This window comes from Chelatococcus sp. YT9, from assembly GCF_018398315.1.
GTDB lineage: Bacteria > Pseudomonadota > Alphaproteobacteria > Rhizobiales > Beijerinckiaceae > Chelatococcus.
Map to the genome: position 1 here is coordinate 1,140,725 of NZ_JAHBRW010000002.1, position 24,772 is coordinate 1,165,496.

At 60.5% G+C, this 24,772-nt stretch carries 20 protein-coding genes; 13 read left to right on the top strand and 7 right to left on the bottom strand.

Features of this window, described 5'->3' with window-relative positions; genetic code table 11:
- Positions 1-54 precede the first annotated feature (54 nt).
- Entirely contained in the window at positions 55-897 is an 843-nt protein-coding gene (locus KIO76_RS25220) for an arylamine N-acetyltransferase family protein (protein ID WP_213326323.1), read from the top strand.
- 38 nt (positions 898-935) lie between these two features.
- A complete protein-coding gene (locus tag KIO76_RS25225) occupies positions 936-1,553 on the top strand; it encodes a YceI family protein (RefSeq protein WP_213326324.1) in 618 nt (205 codons plus the stop codon).
- 88 nt (positions 1,554-1,641) lie between these two features.
- Here the strand turns inward: KIO76_RS25225 and KIO76_RS25230 are convergent, their stop codons facing one another.
- From KIO76_RS25230 to KIO76_RS25245, 4 genes are all read right to left on the bottom strand, one after another.
- Positions 1,642-2,586: a GGDEF domain-containing protein gene (locus KIO76_RS25230; RefSeq protein ID WP_213326325.1), complete on the bottom strand. Its 945-nt coding sequence runs from the start codon at positions 2,584-2,586 to the stop codon at positions 1,642-1,644.
- Positions 2,583-5,387, bottom strand: coding sequence for a response regulator (locus KIO76_RS25235; protein ID WP_213326326.1), 2,805 nt, complete (start codon positions 5,385-5,387; stop codon positions 2,583-2,585). Before KIO76_RS25235 ends, KIO76_RS25230 begins: the two co-directional genes overlap by 4 nt.
- Entirely contained in the window at positions 5,384-5,659 is a 276-nt protein-coding gene (locus KIO76_RS25240) for a hypothetical protein (protein ID WP_213326327.1), read from the bottom strand. The genes KIO76_RS25235 and KIO76_RS25240 overlap by 4 nt, the downstream gene beginning before the upstream one ends.
- Positions 5,660-6,258: 599 nt before the next feature.
- Complete coding sequence (locus tag KIO76_RS25245; protein WP_213326328.1) at positions 6,259-7,281, bottom strand: helix-turn-helix transcriptional regulator; 1,023 nt, start codon at positions 7,279-7,281, stop codon at positions 6,259-6,261.
- Between the two features lie 240 nt (positions 7,282-7,521).
- On the opposite strand from KIO76_RS25245, the gene KIO76_RS25250 reads away from it, so the two are divergent.
- The 9 genes from KIO76_RS25250 (at position 7,522) to KIO76_RS25290 (ending at position 18,818) form a co-directional block, all read left to right on the top strand.
- Positions 7,522-9,783: a TonB-dependent siderophore receptor gene (locus KIO76_RS25250; protein ID WP_249730037.1), complete on the top strand. Its 2,262-nt coding sequence runs from the start codon at positions 7,522-7,524 to the stop codon at positions 9,781-9,783.
- Positions 9,784-9,833: 50 nt separating this feature from the next.
- Positions 9,834-10,952 (top strand): ABC transporter substrate-binding protein, encoded by a 1,119-nt coding sequence (locus KIO76_RS25255; protein ID WP_213326329.1) that lies wholly within the window; start codon positions 9,834-9,836, stop codon positions 10,950-10,952.
- Positions 10,953-11,111: 159 nt separating this feature from the next.
- Complete coding sequence (locus KIO76_RS25260; protein WP_213326330.1) at positions 11,112-12,191, top strand: siderophore-interacting protein; 1,080 nt, start codon at positions 11,112-11,114, stop codon at positions 12,189-12,191.
- Between the two features lie 211 nt (positions 12,192-12,402).
- Complete coding sequence (locus KIO76_RS25265) at positions 12,403-13,125, top strand: FadR/GntR family transcriptional regulator (protein ID WP_213326331.1); 723 nt, start codon at positions 12,403-12,405, stop codon at positions 13,123-13,125.
- Positions 13,126-13,164: 39 nt separating this feature from the next.
- Positions 13,165-14,463, top strand: a complete 1,299-nt coding sequence (locus KIO76_RS25270; protein WP_213326332.1) for an ABC transporter substrate-binding protein — start codon at positions 13,165-13,167, stop codon at positions 14,461-14,463.
- A 72-nt stretch (positions 14,464-14,535) separates the two neighbouring features.
- Positions 14,536-15,402 carry a carbohydrate ABC transporter permease gene (locus KIO76_RS25275; RefSeq protein ID WP_213326333.1) on the top strand — a complete coding sequence of 289 codons (867 nt, stop codon included), beginning with the start codon at positions 14,536-14,538 and terminating at the stop codon, positions 15,400-15,402.
- A gap of 12 nt (positions 15,403-15,414) precedes the next feature.
- Complete coding sequence (locus KIO76_RS25280; protein WP_213326334.1) at positions 15,415-16,281, top strand: carbohydrate ABC transporter permease; 867 nt, start codon at positions 15,415-15,417, stop codon at positions 16,279-16,281.
- Between the two features lie 3 nt (positions 16,282-16,284).
- A complete protein-coding gene (locus tag KIO76_RS25285; protein WP_213326335.1) occupies positions 16,285-17,394 on the top strand; it encodes an ABC transporter ATP-binding protein in 1,110 nt (369 codons plus the stop codon).
- A 20-nt stretch (positions 17,395-17,414) separates the two neighbouring features.
- Positions 17,415-18,818 carry an FAD-dependent oxidoreductase gene (locus KIO76_RS25290; RefSeq protein ID WP_213326336.1) on the top strand — a complete coding sequence of 468 codons (1,404 nt, stop codon included), beginning with the start codon at positions 17,415-17,417 and terminating at the stop codon, positions 18,816-18,818.
- A 364-nt stretch (positions 18,819-19,182) separates the two neighbouring features.
- Here the strand turns inward: KIO76_RS25290 and KIO76_RS25295 are convergent, their stop codons facing one another.
- Both KIO76_RS25295 and KIO76_RS25300 read right to left on the bottom strand, forming a co-directional pair.
- Positions 19,183-19,668: a pyridoxamine 5'-phosphate oxidase family protein gene (locus KIO76_RS25295; protein ID WP_213326337.1), complete on the bottom strand. Its 486-nt coding sequence runs from the start codon at positions 19,666-19,668 to the stop codon at positions 19,183-19,185.
- Positions 19,669-19,858: 190 nt separating this feature from the next.
- Complete coding sequence (locus KIO76_RS25300) at positions 19,859-21,583, bottom strand: GMC family oxidoreductase (protein ID WP_213326338.1); 1,725 nt, start codon at positions 21,581-21,583, stop codon at positions 19,859-19,861.
- Between the two features lie 128 nt (positions 21,584-21,711).
- Between KIO76_RS25300 and KIO76_RS25305 the strand changes: the two genes are divergently transcribed.
- Both KIO76_RS25305 and KIO76_RS25310 read left to right on the top strand, forming a co-directional pair.
- On the top strand, positions 21,712-22,479 hold the full coding sequence (locus tag KIO76_RS25305) for a FadR/GntR family transcriptional regulator (protein ID WP_213326339.1): 768 nt from the start codon (positions 21,712-21,714) through the stop codon (positions 22,477-22,479).
- A gap of 61 nt (positions 22,480-22,540) precedes the next feature.
- Positions 22,541-23,806 (top strand): ABC transporter substrate-binding protein, encoded by a 1,266-nt coding sequence (locus tag KIO76_RS25310; protein WP_213326340.1) that lies wholly within the window; start codon positions 22,541-22,543, stop codon positions 23,804-23,806.
- A gap of 57 nt (positions 23,807-23,863) precedes the next feature.
- On the opposite strand, the gene KIO76_RS25315 is transcribed toward KIO76_RS25310, so the two are convergent.
- A complete protein-coding gene (locus tag KIO76_RS25315; protein ID WP_213326341.1) occupies positions 23,864-24,757 on the bottom strand; it encodes an NAD(P)-dependent oxidoreductase in 894 nt (297 codons plus the stop codon).
- Positions 24,758-24,772: the final 15 nt, after the last annotated feature.

Consider the following 24,772-nt stretch of genomic DNA (forward strand, 5'->3'; position numbering starts at 1 on the left):
TCCGAACTTCAGCATCAAATGTGCAACGACGGTCCACTCAAAGGAGACTGAACGATGACACTTGCGCCTTCACATGAAAATGCAGCTCTTAGTGCCGATGAGCTAAATGCCTACCTCGACAAGATCGGTCTGGAGCACCCCGCCTCCATCGACATTCACAGCCTATCAAAGCTGCACCGCGCTCATCTTATGACGTTCACGTGGGAGGCGTTGGACGCGTTTATGGGATGGCCATCTTCGGTCACTCCAGCTTCCGCCTTCACCAAGATGGTCGAAGGCAAGCGCGGTGGTTGGTGCTACGAAATGAACGGCCTCTTCGGCGCCGCGCTCACCGCACTCGGTTTCCGGGTCACCCGCCTCTGCGGTGGGGTCAACCGGGAAGTCCTCGGCGACATCGCCATTGGCAACCATTTGACACTACGCGTCGATCTCGACCGTCCTTATCTTGCCGAAGTCGGTGTGGCCGATGCCATCGTCGAACCGGTCCCGCTTGGTGTCGGGCGGTTCATGCAGCGCGGTTTCGAGTTTTCGATTACCGCGGCGGGGAACGGCTGGCTGCGCTTGAACAATCATGAGCGTGGCATCGCTAAGAGCTTCGATTTTCACCCTGATTACAGCGACGAGGCAACGATGGCCGCGACACATGGCTGGCTGATGCGGGATTCCGGCTCGCCGTTCACGAACGCGCTCGCGATCCTGCGGCATACGCCGGACGGCTATATCGCTCTACAGAACGACGCCTTGAGGCAGGTGACGGCAAACAGCGTGACCGAGCAACGCATCACGAGCGCCGACCACTTCGCTGAGACGCTCGAAACCGTTTTTGATCTTGATGTTCCCCAGACCCGGGGCGTCTGGGACAAGATCCAGGCGATCGGCCGCGACAAGGCGGCTTGAGCGGCCTCGCTTTCCCACTTCGATCTGGACGACACACCATGCTGCGCATAGTTGCATTTTCTCTTGGCCTTGCATTGAGTTCAATCTTTGCCGCTGCTGCTTCCGCTGATCCGGCGCCTGGCGGCGTCTACAAGACCGATCCCTCGCATTCGAGCTTCACCTGGTCGCTCAACCACTCTGGACTGTCCCACTATACCGCGCGCTTCACCAAGGTCGATGCGCAGCTCGATTGGCATCCGGAAAAGCCCGAAGGATCCAAGCTGTCGGTCGCGATCGATCCGTTTTCCGTTCGCACCGATTACCCCTGGCCGGACCGGGTGGACTTCGACGCGAAGATCGGCGGAGATGAAGCTTTCCTGGCGGCTAAATTAATTACCTTCGTCTCGAAAGTGATCCGCGTAACGGGCGAGAAGACCGGCACCGTCGAAGGCCTTCTGACCTTTCGCGGTGAGACGCGACCCGCGACCCTCCACATCACTTTTAATGGCTCAATGGCCAAGCATCCGATAATGGGCGTCCCGAAAATCGGCTTCTCGGCGACCGGCAGCATCAGACGCAGCGATTGGGGACTGGACTTCGCGCTCCCGGAACTCGGCGACACCATCACCTTCGCCATTGAAACGCAGATGGTCCCAGCCGATTACCAGTTCGAGTGAACGCAAAGCGGGAGCTTGTTCCAGTGATTGCTCCTCTATCGCACGCGTTCCGACATATGCAACGCGGGCGCCAGACGGGAAGGATGTCCTAACGTGGTTCTCTAGGGTCCGTTGAAGACGACGGTGGCTTGAATGTCGTATGGGAGATCCGGTTTCTGCCGTCGGCCTTGCTCAGGTAAAGCTGGCCGTCCGCGATGGCAATCCATAGGTCTGGCGACATGCCTTTCTCACAGCGAGCCGTCGCGACGCCTACGCTGACCGTCACGAACGGGCTTACAAGGGAGCTTTCGTGGGGGATGTCGAGCGAAGCGATACGGGAGCGGATATCCTCGGCGACTGCGCTCGCGGTTTCGGCGTCAGCGCCAGGAAGGACACAGGCGAATTCTTCCCCGCCATAACGCGCGGGAAGGTCATTGGCACGCTTGAGCGCTCGGCGCAGGGCCGAAGCGATCATCGCGATACAGCGATCCCCTTCGAGGTGGCCATATGTGTCGTTGAACTCCTTGAAGAAATCGATGTCGAGCATGACAACCGAGAGCCAATCCCCGCTTCCCGCCAGTCGCGCTATCTCGCCCGCAAGGCTGTTCTCTATCCTCCGCCTGTTGCTGAGGCCGGTGAGCGCGTCCGTGAGAGCCATTTCGGCAAGTTGGTCGCGCATGCGCTTGAGCTCGACGTGGTTACCCACACGAGCTCGCAAAATGACAGGGTGGATCGGTTTGGTGACATAGTCGATAGCACCGAGTTCCAGGCCCCGCACCTCATGGTCCGTGTCGCCAAGGCCAGTTGTGAAGATGACAGGAACGTCAGCGAGGAGCGAATCTGCCTTGAGGCGGCTGCAGACTTCGAAGCCGTCCATGCCAGGCATGAGAACGTCGAGAAGGATCAGGTCGGGAAGGATAAGCCGCGCTGCTTCCAGGGCCTGCTCGCCGGACAAGGCAAAGCTGATCTCATAATCGTCCTCGAGTGTCGCGTTGATGATCTCGATGTTGGAGATCTCGTCGTCGACAATCAGGATCGTCGGTCTGGTCGTCATGCTTCCGTCCCTGCCTTGTCGTCCAGCAGCGCGAGGGCACGGTCATAATCAAGGCGGTTCAGCGCCTCACGGATCGGGTGCGTATGTGAAGCCTCGGGTGGCAGTCCCAATGCGTTCGCGAGAACATCAAAGCTTGAGCGGGCTTTAAGGCTCCGTCGCTCGATCTGGGCGCGAAGCGCGCTTTTGGCTGCCGCGACGTCCTCCTCATTGACTGGCCGCGGCAGGGGAGCGGTCGCCGTGGTGGAGGCGGGCGCGAGTTGGCGCGCGGCTGCAATCGCAGGCGCGATTTCATGCTGCAAGCCCTCGTAAAGGTCGGCGATGCCTTTCATATTGCCCGCCGCTAATCGGCGCTCGATCTCGGCGGCTTTTGCCTGCACGGTTGGAAGTTCCAGCGACCCGGCAACGCCTTTGAGCGTGTGAGCGTAGCGCCTTGCTTCCTCGGCCTGACCTGCGTCTGCCATCGCCCGGAGTTGCGAGCCGGCTTCAGCGTAGCTTTCGCCGAAATGCACGATGAGCTTGCGCAGGAGGCCGGCCTTTCCGTTGACACGCTTCAGGGCTTCCGCGAGCCCGAAGGGCGGCAGTTCAGCTGGAAGTTCATCGTTCGCCAGACCTTTCGCGGCCTGAGGCCGTTCCATGTGGGCGGGCCCACGCTCGGTCTTGAGCCAACGATCGAGGACGCGGACGAGATTGACCGGATCAACAGGCTTGGCGATGTGATCATTCATGCCGGCGGCAAGACAGCGCTGGCGTTCCTCCTCATAGGCATGCGCGGTCATGGCAATGATCGGAAGATCATCTGCAGCCCATTTTTGCCGTATTGCCTTTGTGGCTTCGATGCCATCCATCTCCGGCATCTGCACGTCCATGAGCACGGTCGCGTAATCGGCTCCGTTTGCCGCGATCTTTTCGCAGGCGATCCGTCCGTTCTCGGCCCAGTCGACGATCAGCCCCGCATCGGTCAGCAATGCCGTGGCGATTTCGCTGTTGATCTCATTATCCTCGACCAGCAACACCCGCGATCCGCGGGCAGGCATGGCGACCATCGGCGCGCCGCTCGGCTCGCTTGTGGCAGAGGCCGGGGCCTCCCCCTCTGGAAAGAGATCGACAATGGTGCCTAGCAAGGCGCGCGGATCGATCGGTTTAGTCAGGAAAGCGGCAACATCGGCCGCCTTCATCTCGGCCATGAACTCCTCGGTGCCATAAGCGGAGATCATCATCGTCACCGGGAGAGCAGGGAGCGCTTTGTCGGCGCGCATCGCCCTGATCGTCTCGACACCGCTCATCCCTGGCATCTTCCAGTCGAGGAGGATGAGATCGTAGGGCCTGCCGGCGCGGCTGGCGGTCTCGAGGGCTCCAATGACCTCTGCGCCGGTCGCCACCAGATCGATCGGCATCTTCCAGTCCCGGAATATCTCCTGGATGATCTGACGGGCAGCGGGATTGTCATCCGCGGCCAGAACGCGCATGCGCGAAAGATGCGCGGGCGGCGTGGCAGCCGACGAGCGGGCATTTTTGTCCACACGGGCGACGATGGAGAAAGAGAATGTGCTGCCGACGCCGGGAGCGCTTTCCACACGAATGGCGCCTCCCATCAATTCGACAATTTGCCGGCTGATAGCGAGCCCCAGGCCGGTTCCGCCGAAACGCCGGGTTGTTGAGCTGTCGGCCTGAGTAAAGGAGGTGAACAGCGCCGCCTGTTCCTCCGCCGTCATTCCTATGCCACTGTCCCGTACGGACAGTTCCACCTTGGCCGTGTCATCGTTCTGCTCCAGCACGTCCGCTGTGATTGTGACACGGCCGTGCTCGGTGAACTTGACGGCATTGCTCAGAAGGTTCAGCAGCACCTGGTTGAAGCGTAGCTCGTCCCCGACGAGGGTGGAGGGCATCGCCGCGCTGATATCGGTATCGACGATGACGTTCTTAGCGGCGGCGTCCGGCAGAACCAGCTGAACCTGGTTCTGAATGGCTGTGCGCGGATTGAACGGGCGGCTTTCAAGCGTCAGCTTGCCGGCTTCGATCTTCGAGAAGTCGAGAATGTCATTGATCAGGAGCATCAGCGAGACACCAGCTCCATTGATCTTGGTCACGTAGTCCAGCTGCTTGGGATTGAGTTCGCATCGCTGGAGCAGGTGGCAAAAGCCGAGAATGGCATTCATCGGCGTGCGGATTTCGTGGCTCATATTGGCCAGGAAGAGGCTCTTGGCGCGATTGGCGGCTTCTGCCTCGCGCGTGCGCTCCGCAAGGGCCGTGTTCTGCACGAGGATCTCGGCGCCCATCTGCTCGATCCGGCTGAAGCTCCGAACCACCATGTCGGAAACCCAGATCAGGACGATCGTCTGGAAAGCGACAATTCCTGCGTGGAGCGCCACTCGTGCCAGATTGCCCTCCGTCGGGAAGATCGCCATAGGTAGAAGATACAGAAGCAGAAGATGATGCAGCGCGATCGCGACCGCGCCGACCACAAGCGCCCCTCGGTCGAACCAACCAATGGACAGGGCGAGCATGGCGAAGAAGTACATATGCATGTCCATCTGCCACGGGTCGCCATTCAGAACGAACACCAGTAGAGCGGCCTCCCCCGCAAGCGCGACAGCGGAGACGTAGCGGGTTGGTGGGGCGATGCCGTTGCGCCGCCAAGTCAGGTGGTAGGCGGCAGCGAGCAGCCCCGCCCCAGCCATGGCACCCGCAATAGACTGGCCGCTGAGATAGGCGACCACGCCGAGCAAAGGTACGTGGCACCAGAACAACAGGACCAGAAAGCGGCCGAAACTTGTGCGAAGTCTGTCAAGTTCGCTGGTCATTGGCCTGCCCCCTCGGCCTGCGCGCTGAAGCAGCCTGCCAATCGAGGTGACGGAAAGACAAGCCAAGCACCGGCTGCACGGACTGATGCGGGGAAATCCGCGCGGGTGGAAGCCGCAATCACGATATTGCTGAGGCCTCCGATTTCGAGGAGGCCACCGTCCGCCGCTGCGATGACATTGATGGTTTGGCTTAGATCCGCCCAAGGTGCGGCGACGACGACGTATTGGCCGTTTGCGGATGACCGCGCCAGCGAGGCGACAAGCAAGCCCATCAATCCAATAGCGAGCAGCCCAGCGCACGGGGCAAAGTCCAGCAGGCGCGAGCGGCTTTTGGGAGGTGTCTTTATGGATGCAACAAATATGGCGGTCATTGCGGGCGAAACTCAAAGTTCAGGCGGTGCGAGTCGACAAGTGAAATGGCCTTGAGCGCATCCTATAGCCTGCCGGATGGCTCTGCCAAAATACCAGTCCTGGAGCATATCGCAGCCTCTATCTACAGGTGCTGCTTCCCTGCCGCTTTGAGCGTCTCGCCGATCGATCCACGCTCGACGCAGCGCAGCGGAAGCAAGGCTCTCGTGCGACATTGCCAAGGGGCTGTATGAAATTGTCGCAGGCCGCCACACGTAACGATGGCTTATCTCAGAGGTGGGATAGGGGCAGGGCGGCTGCCTGTCCATGGAGGCCCATTGTGCGATGGCGATACTAGCCGGCCAGCGAGAATGTCGAGGCGTTCGACAAAAATCCATCCCAAGCAAAGACGGAGAAGTTCGGCGGCGCATGCCTGCCTTCGGAAGCAAGGAGATTGCGAATAGCGATCTCCCGATAAGAGGCAACTTTCAAGAATGGGCCGCCACGCCGTGGGTGCAAAGTCTCAGCGCGCGCGACCACTCATGGCATCGCGCGGAGCCATACCGAATTGACGGCGAAAGGCCGTCGCGAAATTGGCCGGACTGGAATAGCCCGCCAGCAGGCTCGCGTCATGCACGGTGCACTCACCGGCAGAGAGGACCGCGAAAGCCCGCTCCAGACGCCTAGTCCGCACATATTCGAACAAGCTCTGGCCTTCTGAGCGGCGGAACAGCCGTTGCAAGCCGCCGGCATTGATTCCGGCTTCCCTGGCAATCACATCGACACTCAAGGATGCGGCGAGATTTGCGCCGATGAACTCCTTCGCCCGGGCCAAATGCAGCTTGTCCTTGCGTGTCAGAATGTCGCTATCGTCGATGCGAGTCTCGCTGTGCATGACCGCCGCCAATGTTTCTCCGACGATCTCCACGGCGCGTCCCTCAAGATAGAGGTTGCGCAGTTCGGGCAGGAACACTGACGGCGAAATGAGTTGGCGAACAAGCTCCGCCACCCGGGGCGGCGGCGACCAGCGATGGTCCGTCAAATGGTCGTTGAAAAGGCGAGCCACGTTGCGGCTGTCGCTCGTGGCCGTCAACGCGTCGAGATTGAGCCATTCAGGCGAGGCAGACACCACGACGTGGCGAAGACGTTGCGGGCTCCGTGAGTGGCGCGCGAAATTCTCGGGCCGAGTGTTCATAATGGCCGCCCCGTTGATCAAGCCCCCGGGGCCTCCCCGGAACGTGAAGGGGCGGTCACCGATGCGCAGATCAACCTCGCCATCCAGAAAGAAGATGCAAGACAGGCCCTCTCGCACCCAAGACGTCGCTGTAAATGCGTGCTCCTCGAAAACATCACTGACATGCAGAGTGAGCCCGCGCCGCAACTCCTCGTGCAGAAACTCACCCGCGAGCAGGGTGTCTTCCGGCGATAGTCCGTCGTCGGGACTGTCGAGTGTTATTTGGCCCCGCTCCAGGAAGTCGCAGACACGCAGCCGCTTGAGGCGGTCCTGTGTCTGCTGGCCGGCACAACCGCCCACGCGCGCCGTCATTGCAGGTGATCCCGCCGCGGAGGGCACAGCCATCCGGCAGGATCATACCCGGAGCCATGGGAGGCGGTGAGGACCGAGAGAGGTTTCATTGGCGCGCAAAGATATATATTTCGCAGACAAAGGCTAGGACATTGTGGTGACCGCAACCCGCAATCTAAAAATATCTCTGGTTGGCCCTTCTGGTCAATATTTGAATTCGTCTAAACAGGCTGGAGAGCGATTGTGTGGAGTTTTGGTATTTTGCAGAAGCGCTTTCTTTCTTTTGAATATTTTAAAGGTACGCTCACGCGCTCCCACCTTACAAGCCTGTTCGCTGCCAAAACCCGCTTCCTCCTGCTGACAACAACTGTTCTTGGCGCTGCGACGGTTGCTCCTCGTCAACCTGCCTGGGCGCAGGACGCGACGCCGGGCTACATTGAGCTTGATCCGCTCATCGTGGAAGGTACAAGACTTGGCTCTGACAACGGCATCGTTGCCTTGCGGAACAGAAGCGCCTCCAAGACCGACACGCCGCTTATCGAAATCCCCCAGGCGGTCAGCGTCGTTAGCCGTAAGCAGATGGACGCCCAGGGCGCCGAAACCGTATCGCAGGCGCTTCGCTATACGCCCGGCGTCCTCTCTGAATCCAACGGCTACGACATCCGCTACGACTGGATCTACATCCGCGGATTCAACACCTATGGCACGATGTGGCTCGACGGCCTGGTGCTCCCCGGTGATCCCAACAATTACGCGACGCCGAGCGTCAATCCCTATGCGCTGGAGCGCATCGAGGTGATTAAGGGGCCCGCATCGGTCCTCTATGGCAGGGCTATCCCGGGCGGGCTTGTCAATCAGGTCAGCAAGCGCCCGCAGGCCACGCCGCACCGGGAGGTCATGTTTACGGCTTCGGGCTTCGGCGGTGCGCAGGCCTCATTCGACTTCACCGGGCCGGTGACGACGGATGGCACGCTGCAGTATCGGCTTATCGGCCAGGCCCGCAACATGAACACGCAGATCGATATGGAGCGGGACAAGCAGTTCATGCTGGCTCCGAGCCTGACATGGGCGCCGACCGACGCGACATCTCTCACGCTCTACGGCTATCTCCAGCGCGACCGCCCTAATTTCAACCCGCGGTTCTATCCAGCCGTGGGCACATTGCTGCCGAACCAGTGGGGCCAGATCTCGCGCGATCTCTTTCTCGGCGATCCCGGAGCAAAGAATTTCTCGCGGGACTTTTATGCGGCCGGCTACGAATTCTCCCACGCCTTCAACGAGACGTGGACGTTTCGCCAGAACTTCCGCTACGGCCGCTCAAGCCAGGACATGTTTCTTGTCCTCGTCAATCCGGCCTTCGCCTATCAATCGGACGGGCATACGCTCAATCGCGCGTCTGCCGTATCCGATGACTGGCTGACGACGCTGAATATCGACAGCCAGCTCCAGGCGACGTTCAGGACGGGCGCGTTCCAGCATACGGCCCTCGTCGGCTTCGACTATCTTCGGAGCAAATCCAGCACGAATTTCGGCAATACGACCCAAGCCCAATATGTGCCGCCGCTCGATATCCTCAACCCGATCTATGGTGGCAGCATCATTCCGATTCCGGCGTATCAGCGTTCCGCCCTGCAGACCCAGGAGCAACTCGGCGTCTATGCGCAAGACCAGATCCGTTACGGCGGCTGGATCGGTACATTCGGGCTGCGCTATGATTTCTCCGAGATGGACAGCGTCAACCGGCTCGTCGCGGCCTCCCCCACTGTCACGACCAAGGATCAAAAGCTGACGGGGCGTGTCGGCCTCACCTATCTCTTTGACAATGGCATCGCGCCCTATGCCAGCTTCGCCACCTCGTTCCTGCCGACGCTCGGCACGGACCGCTTCGGCATGCCATTCAAGGCCCAATATGCCCAGCAATACGAGGTCGGCGTTAAATACGAGCCACCTGGCTCGAAGGGTCTCATCACGGTCTCGCTCTATAATCTCACCCTCGACAATGCGCTGACGCCGGACCCGGACAACACGTTGTTCTCGGTGCAAGGTGGCCAACAGAGGGTCCGCGGCGTCGAAGTGGAGGGCAAATATCAGCTCACGTCGGAAGTGGATGTTCTCGCGGCCTATGCCTATTCCGACTCGGAAATCGTGAAATCCACACGCGCCGTCGAACTGGGGCAGGAAATGCTAAGACTGCCGAAGCATCAGGCGAGCCTCTGGGCGCAGTACAGGCCTGGTTCCATCCCAGGCTTGGCGCTGAACGCCGGCATTCGCGGCCTTTCATCTTACCAGACGGACAGCACCTATTTGCCACAACTCAGGATTCCAGGACGCGCGCTCGTTGATCTCGGCGCGGAATATGACTTCGGGGCGCTCGGCAACCAGTTCAAAGGTACGAGCCTACGCGTCAATGTCACCAATCTGTTTGACAAGACATACCTTTCCCACTGCCTGAACGCGACAGGTGGCAGTTGCAACTACGGCGCTGGGCGCGCCATCACAGCGGCGTTGAAATATACATGGTAACGTTCTTGAGACTGAAGCCAGAGTACTCTAGGGGAACGGCTTATCGGTGGTTGCGTGCGCTCGTTTGGCTGTGTTTTGCTGCCGGTGCGCTCGCGGGCGCTGCTGATGCGAAGGCCAATTTGGTCTTGCAAGACGCCGCAGGGCGAACCGTGCGGCTGAAGGCTCCTGCACAACGTATTGTCACCAATGAAAGCCTCATCCTCCTATCGCTGGCCCTGATCGATCCAGACCCCGTGAGCAGGTTGGCAGGGTGGGCTGGCCCTCGGCGCATAGGCGAGGGAATACTTGAAACATTTCGGCAGCGCTTTCCGGCGGTCGATGCGATTCCTGTGGTGGGCGGGGTCTCCCCGTCCAACACGTCGGTTGAAGGCATCATCAGCGCCAAGCCGGATCTCTTCCTCATCAATCTATGGCAGCCGGACTGGACAGCCGTTGCCGAGCTTGTCGAGACGGCCGGCATACCGGTGCTCTTTCTCGACGGTCCCGCTAATGCCGATCGGCCGATTGGGGAGGCGACAGCGTTTTCGATTGAGCTGCTCGGCAGGGCAATAGGGCAAGAAGACAATGCCAAGGCCTATGCAGCTCTGGTGCGGTCTCGTTATGCCCGTGTCGCGGAGCGGCTTGCCGGGGTCACGAAGCGGCCCGGCGTCCTCGTCGACGCCCACGCCACCGAGGTGTGTTGTGCCACGCCTGGCGCCGGCAATCGCATGACACAAATGCTTGAGCTGGCGGGCGCACGCAACATTGGGGCGGGCCAAGTCGCGGGCTATGATGGGGTTCTTAGCCCCGAGTTCGTGCTGGCTGAGGACCCGGATGTGTATATCGCGACCGGCGGGCCTCATCTCGCGGCCCAGGGTGGATTGGTGCTCGGCAGCGGAATTGGACCCGAGGCAGCACGCGCGTCCTTCCAGAAGGTCGTCACGGGTTCAATGCGCAGCGTTCTACCGGCGGTGCGGCGGGGAAGAGCCTTCGCGATTTCGCATCAGCTTGCGATCTCGGCCCTGAACGTGGTCGTCTTTGAACTCTTCGCGAAGTGGTCGCATCCCGAGGTTTTTGGGGACGTCGATCCGCGGAAGACGCTGGACGAGATCAATCGCCGTTTCATGGCCGTGCCGTTGCAGGGGGCTTTGTGGGTTGGTCTGCTCGCCGATCCACCTACAACGCCCTAGATCATCGCCGCACCCCGTGTGTGGCTGGCGCGGTGATTGTCCCGACGACCCGACAGCCACGTTTCCCTTGCCCGCTTAAACACCGGGCAACCGGGACAGGCCGCGCTTTTCGCCCGTATCCAAAAGCACGCGTCCGCTTCGAACTTTGGCTGCCAAGACATGACTTCGCCGACATCGTTTCACGCCCAGACGCATATTGAGCTCGCCGAGGCACGCATCGTTATTGCCGAGCTCTGTGCCCACATGGTGGAACACGATGCGCAGGTCGAAGCACTAGGCGAGGAGCGCATCCTGAAGTTCCGCGGCGCTTGTGCTCGGTTCTCGCGGCAAGGTCGCGCCACCGTGGTCGACCTCTCGGCACCAAGTCTGGAAGGACTGTATTTTCTTCGGATGACGGTCGCTGCCCATCTCAAAGAGTTTGCTGGGGGAAACGTCGCACCGATCCGCTGGACCGGCGACGCTCAGGATCTCACGCGCCCTCCGAATTTCCAGATCCTGCGCCTGCGCGCTATCAGGGATCTGACGCCCCATATGCGGCGTCTCACGCTCGCTGGCGATGATGTTGCGCGCTTTGCACCCTTGGACGCGCTGCATGTCAACATTCTTTTGCAGCGTCCCGAGCTATCTGAGCCACAATGGCCAAGCGTTGGGCCGGATGGGCTGATCGCTTGGCCAGATCCTGGTCTGCGGCCGGCTCTTCGCAAATACACCATTCGCAACGTTGACTTGGCAGCAGGGACAATTGCCGTTGATTTTGTCCTGCATGCTGATGCCGGGCCAGGGGCAGCATTGGCCGAACACGCTGTGGTTGGGCAGGAGATCGGCACGATCGGTCCTGGCGGCGGTGGTCTGGTCGCAGCTGATTGGTACCTTTTTGCGGGGGACGAGACCGCGCTGCCTGCCATGGCGCGTATGCTGGCGCACTTGCCGCCGACCGCGAGAGGCTTTGCCTTCATTGAGGTTGACGATGAGCGAGAAATTCAGCCGCTGGAAAACAGGACACAGATCCATGTCTCATGGCTTTTCCGCCGTGGCGCTGTGGCGGGCACCACGTCGCTGCTGATAGATGCGGTGATGGCTGCAGAGTTTCCCTCAAACGGCAGTCGCGTCTATGTCTGGGTTGGATGCGAGTTCGACGCGTTCCGATCAATCAGGACGCATCTGCGGGGAGAGCGCGGGCTGCGCAAGGAGGATCATCTCGTGGTCGCCTACTGGCGGCGTGGCGCTACGGGACCATGAATAACCGCCTATAGTCCCCGCTTCCGGTTGCGGAGCCTTAGCTCCGCCACCCGGCGCGCTGAGCAAACTCCACAGGCAAACTGGTCTTACCGGTTGACAAGCTGTCCGGCTTGCCAGTAGAAGAGATCAACACATCTGGCAAACATAAGGAGCCGGGTGTCCGCGACGTGAACCGATCGCGAGGCTGAAGCCTGGTCGTGGGGAGGTTGAAGTGGCGAGAGGTCCATTTGAGGCTGTCAAACTCGTCAGACCGAAGCGTCTCTATGAGCAGATCGCCAGCCAGATCGAGCAGATGATCCGCACGGAGGAGTTGGCCGCAGGATCACGGTTGCCGGGGGAGCGTGAGCTGGCGGAGACACTCGGCGTCAGCCGACCGTCTCTGCGAGAGGCGCTGATTGCCCTGGAAACCGCTGGACTGATTGAAGTTCGCGGCGGTGGCGGTACTTTCGTCCGCACGGCGCAATCGTCCGTTGGAATTTTTTCCTTTACAGGCGAGATGGACCTTGGCCCCGGCACCCTTGAGCAATTTGAGGCGCGCCGGGCAATCGAGCCGGCCTGTGCCGAACTCGCCGCATCTTACGCCACTCCGGAGCAGATTAGCGCGCTCGAGGCCTCCCTACGCAGGATGGCGCGGATAATTCGCGCTGGGCGCAATCCGTCAGCTGAACATCAGGCTTTCCATCTCCTGGTTGCCGAAGCGTCACGAAACTCCATTCTGGCGAGCGCGGTTCGCGAGCTGTGGCGTTTACGTCAGGAGCCGATGTGGAGCATTCTTCGCGAGCGTGTTGAGAACAGGGAAAGCTACGAACTCGGCCTCAAGTTCCGCCGCGACCTGATCGACTGCCTGAAGCGCCATGATGCCACTGCTGCCAGACGCGCGGTCGAGGCTCATTTCACGCGGCTTGACGAGATGTACTTTGATCGGAAGGTATAATTCGCTTTATATCATAATAAAAGCCGGAGGGGCGCGAAAATGAAACGTGTAATCATCTTATCTGGGATCGCCTGCATGTACTTCGCGGGTGCTTTGTCCACCGCGGCCGCGGATACGACGCTGCGCATGTGGACATTCCTGGATCCCGGGAAGCAGGGTGGCCGGGAGCAGGCGTTGAAGACGATTATCGAGGAGTTCGAGAAAGCCAATCCGGGCATCAAGATCAAGGTCGAGCCGCAGGTCTGGACGACGCTGGCCGAAAAGTTCGTTCTCGCAAACAACTCTGGCCAGGCACCGGACATCAGCTGGGTCAATGCGGAAAATCTTGGGCTTGTCTTGAGCTCCGATGTGGCCGCCGACCTGAGTAAACGCGTGCTCGCGAAATGGTCTCCCGAGCGCAAGAACGACTTGGTCATGCCAAAAGCCTTTGACGCTGTGACGGTGGATGGACAAGTGTTGGCCGTACCCATCATGGCCACGACCTGGGTGATGATGTACCGCAAGGATCTGTTCGCCAAAGCAGGTATTGACGTCAAATCCATCGCGACCTGGGAGGGAGTAACCGAGGCCGCCAAGAAGTTGACGAAAGATACTAATGACGACGGGGTCCCGGATACATGGGGTATAGGTCTCGGGCTTGCGCAGGAGCGCTTCTCGGCGACGCCGGCTCCGCTTGCCGCCTATGAAGGCCAAGGCGGGTTCTTCGGCAAGGACTGCAAGGCCAATATCGTGGGGAAGGGCTCGGAACAGGCGGTCGCCCTTCAGGCAAGCTGGATCAACGATCACAAAGTCGTCCCGCGCGAAGCGCTCTCGATGACCTCGGACGATGCCATCGACCAATTCTCGGCGGGCCGCTATGCCATGGCTGTCGTGGCAAACAGTCGCTTCGAGCAAATTCAAAGGAACGCGGCGGGATGGGACAAGAACGATCTTGGGCAGGCACCGATTCCCGGCTGGACCAAGGACAAGCCGGGCCCCATGCTGGTCAGTGGCTGGTTCGCCGTCGTGTCCAACAAGTCGCCCCATGTGGAGATCGCGGCGAAGTTCGTTGACTTCATGACCAGCCCAGCCGCGATGGCGCTCTGGAACATCCCCGGTGGACAGGTGCCGATGATGAAGTCCGTGGCGACGCGGCCTGAGATGAATGAGGCCAGAAATGCGCCGTTGAAGGATGTGGCGAGCTTTATGGCAACCGCAGGCGAGTTCCCACCGGGCTTGTGCAATTGGGCGCGGACTTTCGCCGATTTCAACTTGGCGACCCAGCAGGTCGTGCTGGGGAAGGAAAGCGTGACGGGTGCCGTGGAACAGGCGGCCAGGGCCACGCAAGACCGCCAGTAAAGCGGCGCGGAGCACGGGCGACGACGGCTGATGTCGCGCCCGTATTATGATATTCAAGTCCAGAGGTATTTCATGCGACGCGCCGATTGGCCCGTGGCCTACCAGATGCTTGTCCCGGCGCTCCTGCTCGAGGGGGCCTTCGTCCTCGCTCCGCTGGCCATCGGGTTCTGGTATAGCCTGCATAACGTTCGTTTTTTTCGGATGCGCAGCTTCGTCTGGCTCGACAATTACTGGTCGATCATCACCTCACCGCTGGTGGTCAACAGTCTTGTGGTCACCGTGATTTTCTCGGTAGCGGCGCTGGTCCTGACCTTCGCCATCGGCTTCGGCCTGGCGGTATGGCTGCAGCGGGATACGGCCGGGCATGTCGCCATGCGCGCGATCGTGCTCGTGCCTTACATGATCGCGATGCTGGTTGGATCGATGCTGCTGAAATGGATCTTTGCGCAGGAATCGGGGCTAACGCCGTTGCTGCTCGGACCATTCGGCTACGGGAACGTAAGCATCCTGTCCGATCCGAAAACGGCAATGGCGGCGCTCGTCTACAACGCCATGTGGCGTGACAGCGCTTTTGCGATGATCATGCTTCTTGCGGGACTGAAGAGTCTGCCGGTGCAGATTTTTCAGGCCGCGCGGGTCGATGGTGCTAGTCCATTCTATATATTCCGACGTATCACACTGCCGCTTCTGCGCATCCCCATACTCATCACGCTAGTTCGGCTGTTTATTCATTTCATCAATACGTTGACCTTTCCGCTCATCTTAACAGGCGGTGGCCCCGCAAACGCAACAGAAACGGTGGTGCTACGCATGTTTCGGCTTGGCTTCCAGGACAACGTTCTCGGGCAGGCCAACGCGCTCGCTGTGCTCATCTTCGCCGGCAACATCATTCTGGTTGCCGTTCTCCTCCTCCTCTTCCGGCAGGCAAAACGCCTCTAGGGAGCTCGAGTCATGTCCTTTGTTCCTGAAGCCCCCGCGAGCACTGCCTGGCGCAGGCGTGTCATGGCGCGGCGGCTTGGCCGCCTCGCCGTGAACGGCGCAATCGCCATCATCGCGCTGTTCCCGATCCTGTGGGGGCTGTCCTCGTCTCTCAAGCCGTCCGCGCAGATTGCCGAATATCCGCCGAGCCTCCTTCCGCGCGCGGTGACTTTCGAGCATTACCTGCGCGTCTTCAACGACAACGTCGGCCATTACATCTTCAACAGCGCTCTTGTCTCGACCGGTGCGGTCGCGCTGTGCCTCATTGTCGGGGCGCTGGGCGGCTATGCCTTGGCCCGTTTCACTTTTCGCGGCCGCGGGGTGATGATGGTGATGACTGTCGCCATCATGAGCATACCGATTGCGTCGCTCCTGGTGCCGACGTTCACGACGCTCAGCACCATCGGGTTGATCGATACGCGGCTAGGCCTTATACTTCTTTACGCGGCATATCAGCTTCCAATCGTGATATGGATGCTGTATGGATACTTTTTGTCGCTTCCTGTTGAGATTGAGCAGGCTGCGCGGATTGACGGCTGCTCACCCTACCGCACGTTACGCAAGGTCGTTCTCCCGCTGTCCCGGCCGGGGCTCGTCGCCGCCGCACTCTTCGTGCTCGTGTTTTCCTGGAATGACTTCGTCGTGGCGGTGACTATGACGTCGTCCGAGCAGGCCAGGACGTTGCCGGTCGCCATCTACTTCTATCTTGGCTTTTACGGTCGCGAATGGGGACCGTTGCTGGCTGCATCGATCATTTCGATCATTCCCATCATCGGCGTCTTCATCGTACTGCAACGCTATTTCATGTCCGGCCTCACGGGCGGGGGAGTCAAGGGTTAGGCAATGGCAGAAGTCAGCTTTCGCTCTGTATCCAAACGCTACGGCGCCGTGACCGCACTCGCCGATCTCGATCTCGATATCGCACCGGGTGAATTCGTATCGCTTCTCGGTCCCTCTGGTTCCGGCAAGTCCACCACCCTCAACCTCCTGTCAGGGCTGCAGGACGTCGATGGCGGGCGCATTGTCATCGGTGGCCGCGATGTCACGCATGTGGCGCCCGACAAACGCGATATCGCCCTCGTTTTCCAGAACTACGCGCTCTATCCGCATCTCACGATCTTCGAGAATATCGCATTTCCGTTGGAAGCCCGGGGGCTTGGCTCCAAGGCTGATATCGAGAAAAAAGTCAACGCAACCGCAGCGACGCTCGGCATCGGCGACCTCCTCGGGCGTTATCCCAAGGAGATCTCCGGCGGGCAGCAGCAACGCGTTGCTCTTGGGCGAGCGATGGTGCGGGATCCCAAGGTTTTCCTCCTCGATGAACCTTTGTCTAATCTTGACGCACGCCTGCGCATTCGCATGCGGCGTGATCTCAAGGCGCTGCACGCCAAGCTCGGCTCGACGATTGTTTACGTCACCCACGACCAGTCCGAGGCGATGACGCTGTCCGATCGTATTGCGATCTTCAACCGCGGCCGCTTGCAGCAACTGGGTACGCCGGACGAGATCTACAACCGACCGGTGAACATATTCGTCGCGAATTTCGTCGGTGATCGCGAGACGAATTTCTTTGACGCTGAGCTGGTTGTAACGAGTGATGGCCAGCGACTGCTTGGCGAAGGCTTCGTTATTCCGCTGGACCGCCCCGCACCGTCATCTCCGGCACGTAACGGAGTCAAGGTCGGGATCCGGCCCGAGTGCGTGATCATTACCGGCTCCGGCAGTGAGGGAACGATCCCCGCGGAGGTGAGCGGAACGGAGCTGGCGGGGCCTGATCTTTATGTTTTCGCACGCTTGCCTGGCGGCGAGGAGCTGGGTTGCCGATGCGAGCCGCATGTCTCAGTGCGTGTGGGAGAGTTGGTGCATTTGCGTCTGGACCAGCGGCGAATTCATCTTTTCGATCCCGCGAGCGAGACCTGCATCAGCCACGGCGCGCCGATTTCATCCCATTGAACTTCAGAAAGAGTCGAACAATGGCACAACAGCTTTACCAGGAAGACTACGATGTTGTCGTGATCGGCGGCGGCTGCGCCGGTGTCGCGGCGGCGGCATCCGCGGCCAAGAACGGCGCGAAGACGCTGTTACTTGAAGCGGGCTCCATGATCGGTGGAGAGTTGATCACGGGATTGCCTGTCGATGGCGCGTTGAACGCACGCGGGGAATGGATCGTCGGGGGCATACTCAAGGAAATACTGGACGAGCACGAGCGGCTGGGCGGCTATATCGGCCCGGTCAAGGATTGGCGCCTGATCTGGTATGTCTGTATCGACCCCGAGATGATGAAGATCGCTGTGTCGAATGTCGTGCGGCGCTATGGCGTCAACACGTGGCTCTACAGTTTCGCCGAGGACGTTGTGGTCAAGGATGGGCGCGTGACCGGCGTCGTGGTCGTCAACAAGCGGCAGCGGACGCTCGTCAATGCGAAGGTCGTCATCGACTGCTCGGGTGATGGTGACGTTGCGACGCTCGCCGGGGGTGAAGCGATGATCTCCAATGACGAGGGCGAATTTCAACCCTTGACGATGCTGTTCCGGATCGGGGGAGTCGACACCGAGAAATTGCTCAAGTTCTGTGTCGATCAACCCGAGAATCTCGCGGTTGGCGAGAGTGAATGGATGGGTGCGGAACTCAGCCCGCGCGCCTGCGCCGAGCGACTTTACGAACAGGGCCAGCCCGCCGTCTTCATCAAGGGTAACGGACCGCTGATCCAGAATGGTATCGCGACCGGCGAACTCTATCCCACCGCTTTGATCGGTATAATACCGGTGTCCAATGAGCGTCGTGAAGTATCGGTGAATACCACGCGCATAGCCAATATCGATGCCACCGATACCAAGGCCCTGTCGGAGGCGTTCGGGGGGCTCGTGGACCAGGCGTGGAGTTGTATCCGGTTCATGCGCAAGCGCATTCCCGGCTTTGAACAGTCTTATTTCGCCGGCCTTGCCCACCGCATCGGTATCCGTGAGACTCGCAGGATTGTCGGAGACTACGTCCTTACACGAGACGACGTGTTCCATGCCCGTAAAAGGGACGACGGCATCGGCAAGGGCAGCCATCACATCGACATTCACCAGGACGGCATCAAGCAGGTCCGCATCCCTGTGTCCGACGGCGGTTCCTACGACATGCCCTACGACATGCTTGTGGCAAGGGGCCTGGTGAACGTCTATGTGGCGGGCCGCTGCATGTCGGCGGATCGGGAAGCCCACGGCTCGGCACGCGTGATGGGCCCCTGCATGGCGCAAGGCGAGGCCGCCGGCCTCGGTGCGGTACTCAGCCTTGGTCTCAACGATCCCGGCAATATCCGCGGTGTGCCCGTTCGTACGCTGCGCGACGGATTGCAGCGTCAGGGGGCAATTCTCGACGGCACGCACTGATGCGATGCCGTCCCTAAACGCCCCCGCTTGTTGCACTCTTACCTCACGAAGCCGCGACACTGGCCTCAATCTTCCGTCTGATGTGGCCGGCCGGACCGATGGAGTGCGATGCGGAGAACCCCGGCCCCGTGGCCAAGTGGGATAGCGCCGTCGACCGCATCGGAAATCCGATGCTGGATGCCCATCGCGGCGCCGTTGGTGCCTCGAGGCGAGCACGAGGAGGAGCGAGCATGGCTCGCTCTTTCGGGGATCGCGTCCCGCAGCAGAGTAGGGCCTTCATCGAACCTTTCAACTCACCCGCGACGCGCGTCACCGCCCATCGTACCGGAGGCTGGAGGCACCTCTGGCCCTCGGGTGTTTGTGTTCAGCCGAGCTTCACTTGGGCAACTTTATCCTGGTAATCGGCTTGCGGATCCACGCCCAGCATCGCCTTGATCCCAGCCAGCAAATTGGACGCATTTTCCCAGATCTCAGCCTCGCCTGGGTCAAACCTCAGAAGTACCAGACGCGGGTCGTCTTTGCCTCCTTCGAACCACGCGGCTATGAAACTGTTCCAGAGACGGTCTATAACAGCGCGATCCTGGTCGATCTGAATTGTACCCTCAACTGAAGCGAAGAGGTCGTGGCTTTTTGCGCTGAAGCTGAAAGACGCAGCTTGGCCCTTCGTCAGCTTTTGAACAAACTCCGTATCCCGGTCAGCAAAAAACCAGATCGGGCCGCTGTCGCCTTCCAGTTGTGCGGTCATAGGGCGCGTGTGCCCCGGCTCCGAGCCGACAAGACCCAGCATAACAGTGCGGTCTGCCTTGAGAGACTTCCAGAATTGGGTTTTCAGTTCAGCGGGTGTCGGCACGGTCTTCTCTCCCTGGTCCTTAGCCCCAAGAAGGCAATGCGTTCGCGCCCGCACTGTTCCCCTGCTCATCTGGATTCCATCGCATACCCCTCCAGCTGACCGAAAAGAGCTTCCGGCTATGCGCGGCCGCGTTCAGAGGCCGTACCGGCTTTTCTGAGAGCTCAGGCGGTATCTCCAGACCTTGATTAGGTTAGTGAGGTCTAGCCAGGATCGCGTCCGCGACCTTTTCGCCAATCATCATTGTCGATAGATTCGTATTGGCACAGGGTACGCTCGGCATGATTGAGGCGTCTGCAACGTGGAGGCCTTCGACGCCTATGACCTTGCTGGAAGGATCGACAACGGCCGCGCGATCGTCCAGCCTTCCCATGCGACAGGTCCCGCAGGCATGCCAATTGCCGAGGACCGTCGTGCGAATCCAGGTATCGAGGAGTGCGTCGTCGTGCGCCATCGCATGAATGTCATTCCCCTGCGGGAATGCTAGCCTCATAATAGCTTTGCGCGGAATTTCGCCCGCGTCGAGCGTTTGCGCTCCAATTCCAAGGATGATGTCGCTCGCCACTCCACCGGAGCGAAGAGCGCGTAGCCAACGCGTGTAAGCACCGGCGAAGACGCTGTGGCTAACGGCTTTCACGTCAGGTGTCGACAGAAGCCTGTAGACGAAGCGCACGCCCTCGCGCATGCGCAGAAGGTCACGCTCATCTGAAAGCAAGTTGAAGGCGACGAAAGGCTCCTCGGTCGGACGTGCGTCCTTCAAACGTACAAAGCCCCGCGAGAATGCCTTGTCGGGTCCGACCCTTACCGCTGCGAAGTGGCTGCCGATCGGGCTGGGATCAAAGCGGTTGGCGATCGAAATCTTCATGTCCTGGGAAGGGCAACCCTCCAGGCCTGAACTGAAACGGGCATAGACAAGAAATGGATTGCGGACCTTCGAGCTCATCCGCCCCTGCGGCTTCAGATGCACGCCTAATCCAACCAATGGATGGTCTTGCAAGTTAGCGCCAACCCCTGGTCGGTCCGCCACGACAGAAATTTCGTGGTCGCGGAGGTGTTCAGCCGGGCCAATGCCCGAACGCAGCAAGAGGGCTGGCGAGTGGATGGCGCCGGAACTGAGAATGATCTCGCGCGCTTCGATGCGAATGGGCCTGTTGGCTACGAGAGCTCTGACAGCGACAGCGCGACGGCCCTGCCACTCGATCTGCTCAACCTTCGCATGCGGCACGATATGCAGGTTAGGCCGCATCCGTGTTGTATTGTCCAGATAAGCAACGGCTGCAGATACGCGGCGGCCATAGACGTTGTTGCGTGGGAAAGGGAAACAACCATCACCCGCCACAGCATTAGCGTCGTCGTGATAGGGCAGCCCCGCCTCGGCGGCGGCAGTTCGAAAGGCCAGCGCAAAGCCGCCCCAGTCTTTAGGGAAGGTTCTGCGGATCGGAACTGGCCCCTCACGTCCATGATGATCGCCGACAAAATCCATGTCACGCTCGAGCTTGCGGAAATAGGGCAGGCAATCCTCCCATCCCCAGCCCTCGGCGCCGAGGCGCTCCCATTCGTCATAGTCAGCCGGGATGCCGCGGAGCGCGACCTGACCGTTCACGCTCGAACCTCCGCCCATGACGCGAGCCTGCTCGTAGCGTGCCGGCTTCATCTGCGCTGCGATCTCGGCCGCCGAACGGTTACCGACGGGATCGCGGTAAACCGTCAAATCGGTCCAATAACGACAATCCTGGAAGTAATCCGGAAGGTAGCCTTCATTGGCGATGGAGTCGGGGACCTCTTCCGGCGGGGTGTCGGGCCCTGCCTCAAGCAGGCAGACCTCAAGCGAGCCGCGCGCAGACAGCCGATTGGCCAGGACACATCCCGCCGAACCGCCGCCGACGATGAGATAATCGACCTGTACGGGGCAATCCAAGATACAACTCCTCCCGACGAACGGCTGACTTAATTACATCCTTGATCATTAATTTACAACATTGACATTTTTCCCGCTCCGCGCATCATGACTGTGGGGGCTTTCGCCGAGCCGATGGAGCCAATCCTGTGCCAGACCTTGCTAGTGACGAGGCAAATGGAGACGCAGCTGCTCTCAGCGGCCGTCTGGCCGTCGCCGTCTATGAGCAGATCGAGCGGCTCATTCGCCGTGGGGAGTTTCCCAAGGGGGTGAAACTACCCCCCGAGGCCGAGCTCGCACGGCGTTTTGGCGTGTCCAGACCGGTTGTCAGGGAGGCTTTAGCGCGGCTGCGTGAAGAGGGGATCGTACGATCCCAGCAGGGCTCCGGCACCTTCGTGATCCGCGGGATGCTGCCCAGCGCGGCCGCCTTGCCTGCCATTCGTACGCTCGCGGATCTCCTGCGCTATTACGAGTATCGCACGGACGTGGAGGCGGCCACCGCGGGCCTCGCGGCGGAGCGTCGGACCACTGACGACATTGCGGCGATCAGCAAAGTACTTGCCGGGGCGGAGGACATGCTGAAGCAGGGCCAGTTGCAGCTGCTAGCCGACGCGAATTTCGCGTTCCACCGCGCGGTTGCGCAGGCGACGCGGAATCCGTTTTATGTCCGCACGTTGGAGATGATGCCGAATTTCATCGGCCGGCATAAACTTGACCTCGTCGTCTCCAACGACAGCACCTCCGAGGCGCATCTGTGGCGGATACACCGCGAGCATGTGGCGATCTTCGAAGCCATAGAAGCGGCCGATCCTGCGCGGGCACGGACGGAGATGCAGCGGCATATCCTCGCGGCGCGGGACGTTGTGCTGAACCGCCAATCGCTCCTCGAATCTGTCGAGTTCGACGTCAGGGAATGACCGCTGACATTCGGCGCCGCACAGCTGGCCAATCATTCGATAAACAATCGGGAGGAGAACAATGCTCACAAGACGCGATGCCGTGCTCGGCATAGCTGGCGCTACTCTGACGGCTGCGCTGCCGGCCCGGGCGGAGGACAAGAAGCTTACGATCGTGGCGCATGCTGTGCACAGAGCGGCGGCTACGACCGGCAAAGGTGGGGACATAACCGCCCCGTGGCGGGAAAAAAACGGCGCGAGTATTGAGTGGCTGACATTCGGCGTGGACGCGACGAACGAACGCGCGTTACGCGAGGCTGGGCTTAGCCAGGGCAGCATCGACATCGCCTTCGTGCTGAATGGCTATGTCGGCCCGCAATACGCGCAGCTCTTCGAGGATCTCAGGACGTGGCAGGAGCGGGATCCCATCCCCGCTTTCGACGAGATCCCCGACGCCATGTTGGCAACGCATCGCTATGATGGACACCTCGCCGCGTTGCCCTATCGCCACGCGACCCATGGTTTGCATTACAACAGCGAGCTTCTTGCGGAACGCGGGATCGCCGGCCCTCCCAAGACAATAGCCGACCTGATCGCTATGGCGGAGAAGCTGAGCTATGAGCGGCCGGACGGAACACGCGTCTACGGCTTTGTCCTGAGCATGGAGGATCTCTCCTGCACCATGGACTGGATACGGGCGTTCGGCGGTGACTTCATAACCCCGGATCTCAAGGTCGTGGTGGACGAGGCCCCAGCAGTGAAGGCAGTCACGGCCTTGCGCGAACTGGTCCAGAAGAACGTGATGCCTCGCAACATCATGAACTTCAAGAACGAGGACGTGATCAACCATATGCAGCAGGGCAGGGCGGCCATGACGAACAGCCCCTTCGGCCGCTATGCCACGTTCAACGATTCGAAGGCGAGCAAATTTCCCGGCAAGATCCCGGTCGTAACTCTACCGGACGGCGTTGATGGAAAGCCTATCCCCGCCAAGACTTCGGTCTGGGCGATGGCGATCCCGCGCAATACCCCGAACAAAGAACTTGCCTGGAGCCTCATACGGCATCTCAGCACTCCGGAAAGCACCATTCTCGCCACGCTCAATGGCAATGGCCCTGTGCGGCCCTCAGCCTATAACGACAAACGCGTGCAGGAGCTCTTGCCCTATGCCAGCGCCGAGAAAACGGCACTCAGCACGGCCCGGCTTATCACGCCGAGCTTCGCCAACGCCCCGCGCGCCATGAACGTGCTGATGGAGGAGCTCGGCCTCGCCCTCCTAGGCCGGAAGGAGCCGCAGGCCGCGATGAGCGAGGCGAAGGCGCGGGTCGTGCCGCTGCTGACAGCTTGAAGCGAGGTCTGACTGAACTTACAGCCTGCCGGGATAGGCTCTTCCGGCAGGCTTCTGTTACATGCTGAAGTGACGGGTGATGCTGGCGAAACAGGCAGCAATCAGAGCCTCGAAGCCTTCGATTGCGGCCCCGCCGATATGCGGCGTGGCGAGAATTCCTGGCGTGTATCCAATCTGATCGGCGGGCAGTGGCTCGACCGCGAAATTGTCGAAGCTCGCCGCTGCGAGGCGGCCTTCCGCCACAGCAAGGCGAGTCGCCGCTTCGTCGACAACACCGGCCCGCGAAACTGAGATGAGGATCGCGGAACGCTTCATCAGGGCGATCTCCGGTGCTCCGATCGCGCAAAGGGTCGTGGGGGTCAGCGGGAGCTGTACACTGATGATGTCGGCGCTCCCGAGCAGCTCTTCCTTAGCGGCGTTGCGGGCTGGAAGCCCCGCCACATCCGCCGCGATGACATCGTGATAGAGAATTGCAACGTCGAAGGATTGTAGGAGTCTGGCAACATCGCGCCCAATCGCTCCGAAGCCTATGAGCCCGACGGTTTTTCCTTGGAGTCTGCGCGGCGGCGCCCCGGCCCTTCCCGTCTCCCATCTGCCGCGAGACCACGAAACGGTCACGTCGGGCAGCTGCCGCAGCAGCGCGAGCATCACCATCAGGATGAATTCCGACACGCTGCGTGCGTTGACGCCAGGGAGCTCGGCGGTAGCGATATCTTGGCTCCGGGCGTAATCCCGGTCAACATTGTCCAGTCCAGTGCCCCAGCGCTGAATGAGCCTCAGGCGAGGTGCCGCTGCAAGGAGCGTGTTCGACACCGGCTCCGTGCCGACGACGACCGCATCCAGCCGCGCCAACGCGTTGTGGTCCGTCGGAGCCGCTCCCAGAAACACGAGCTCGATCTCGCGGGGGCAACCCTGTTGAATGCGTTCGCGCTGGTGCGATGTCCATTCCATCGCGAAGCCTACGAG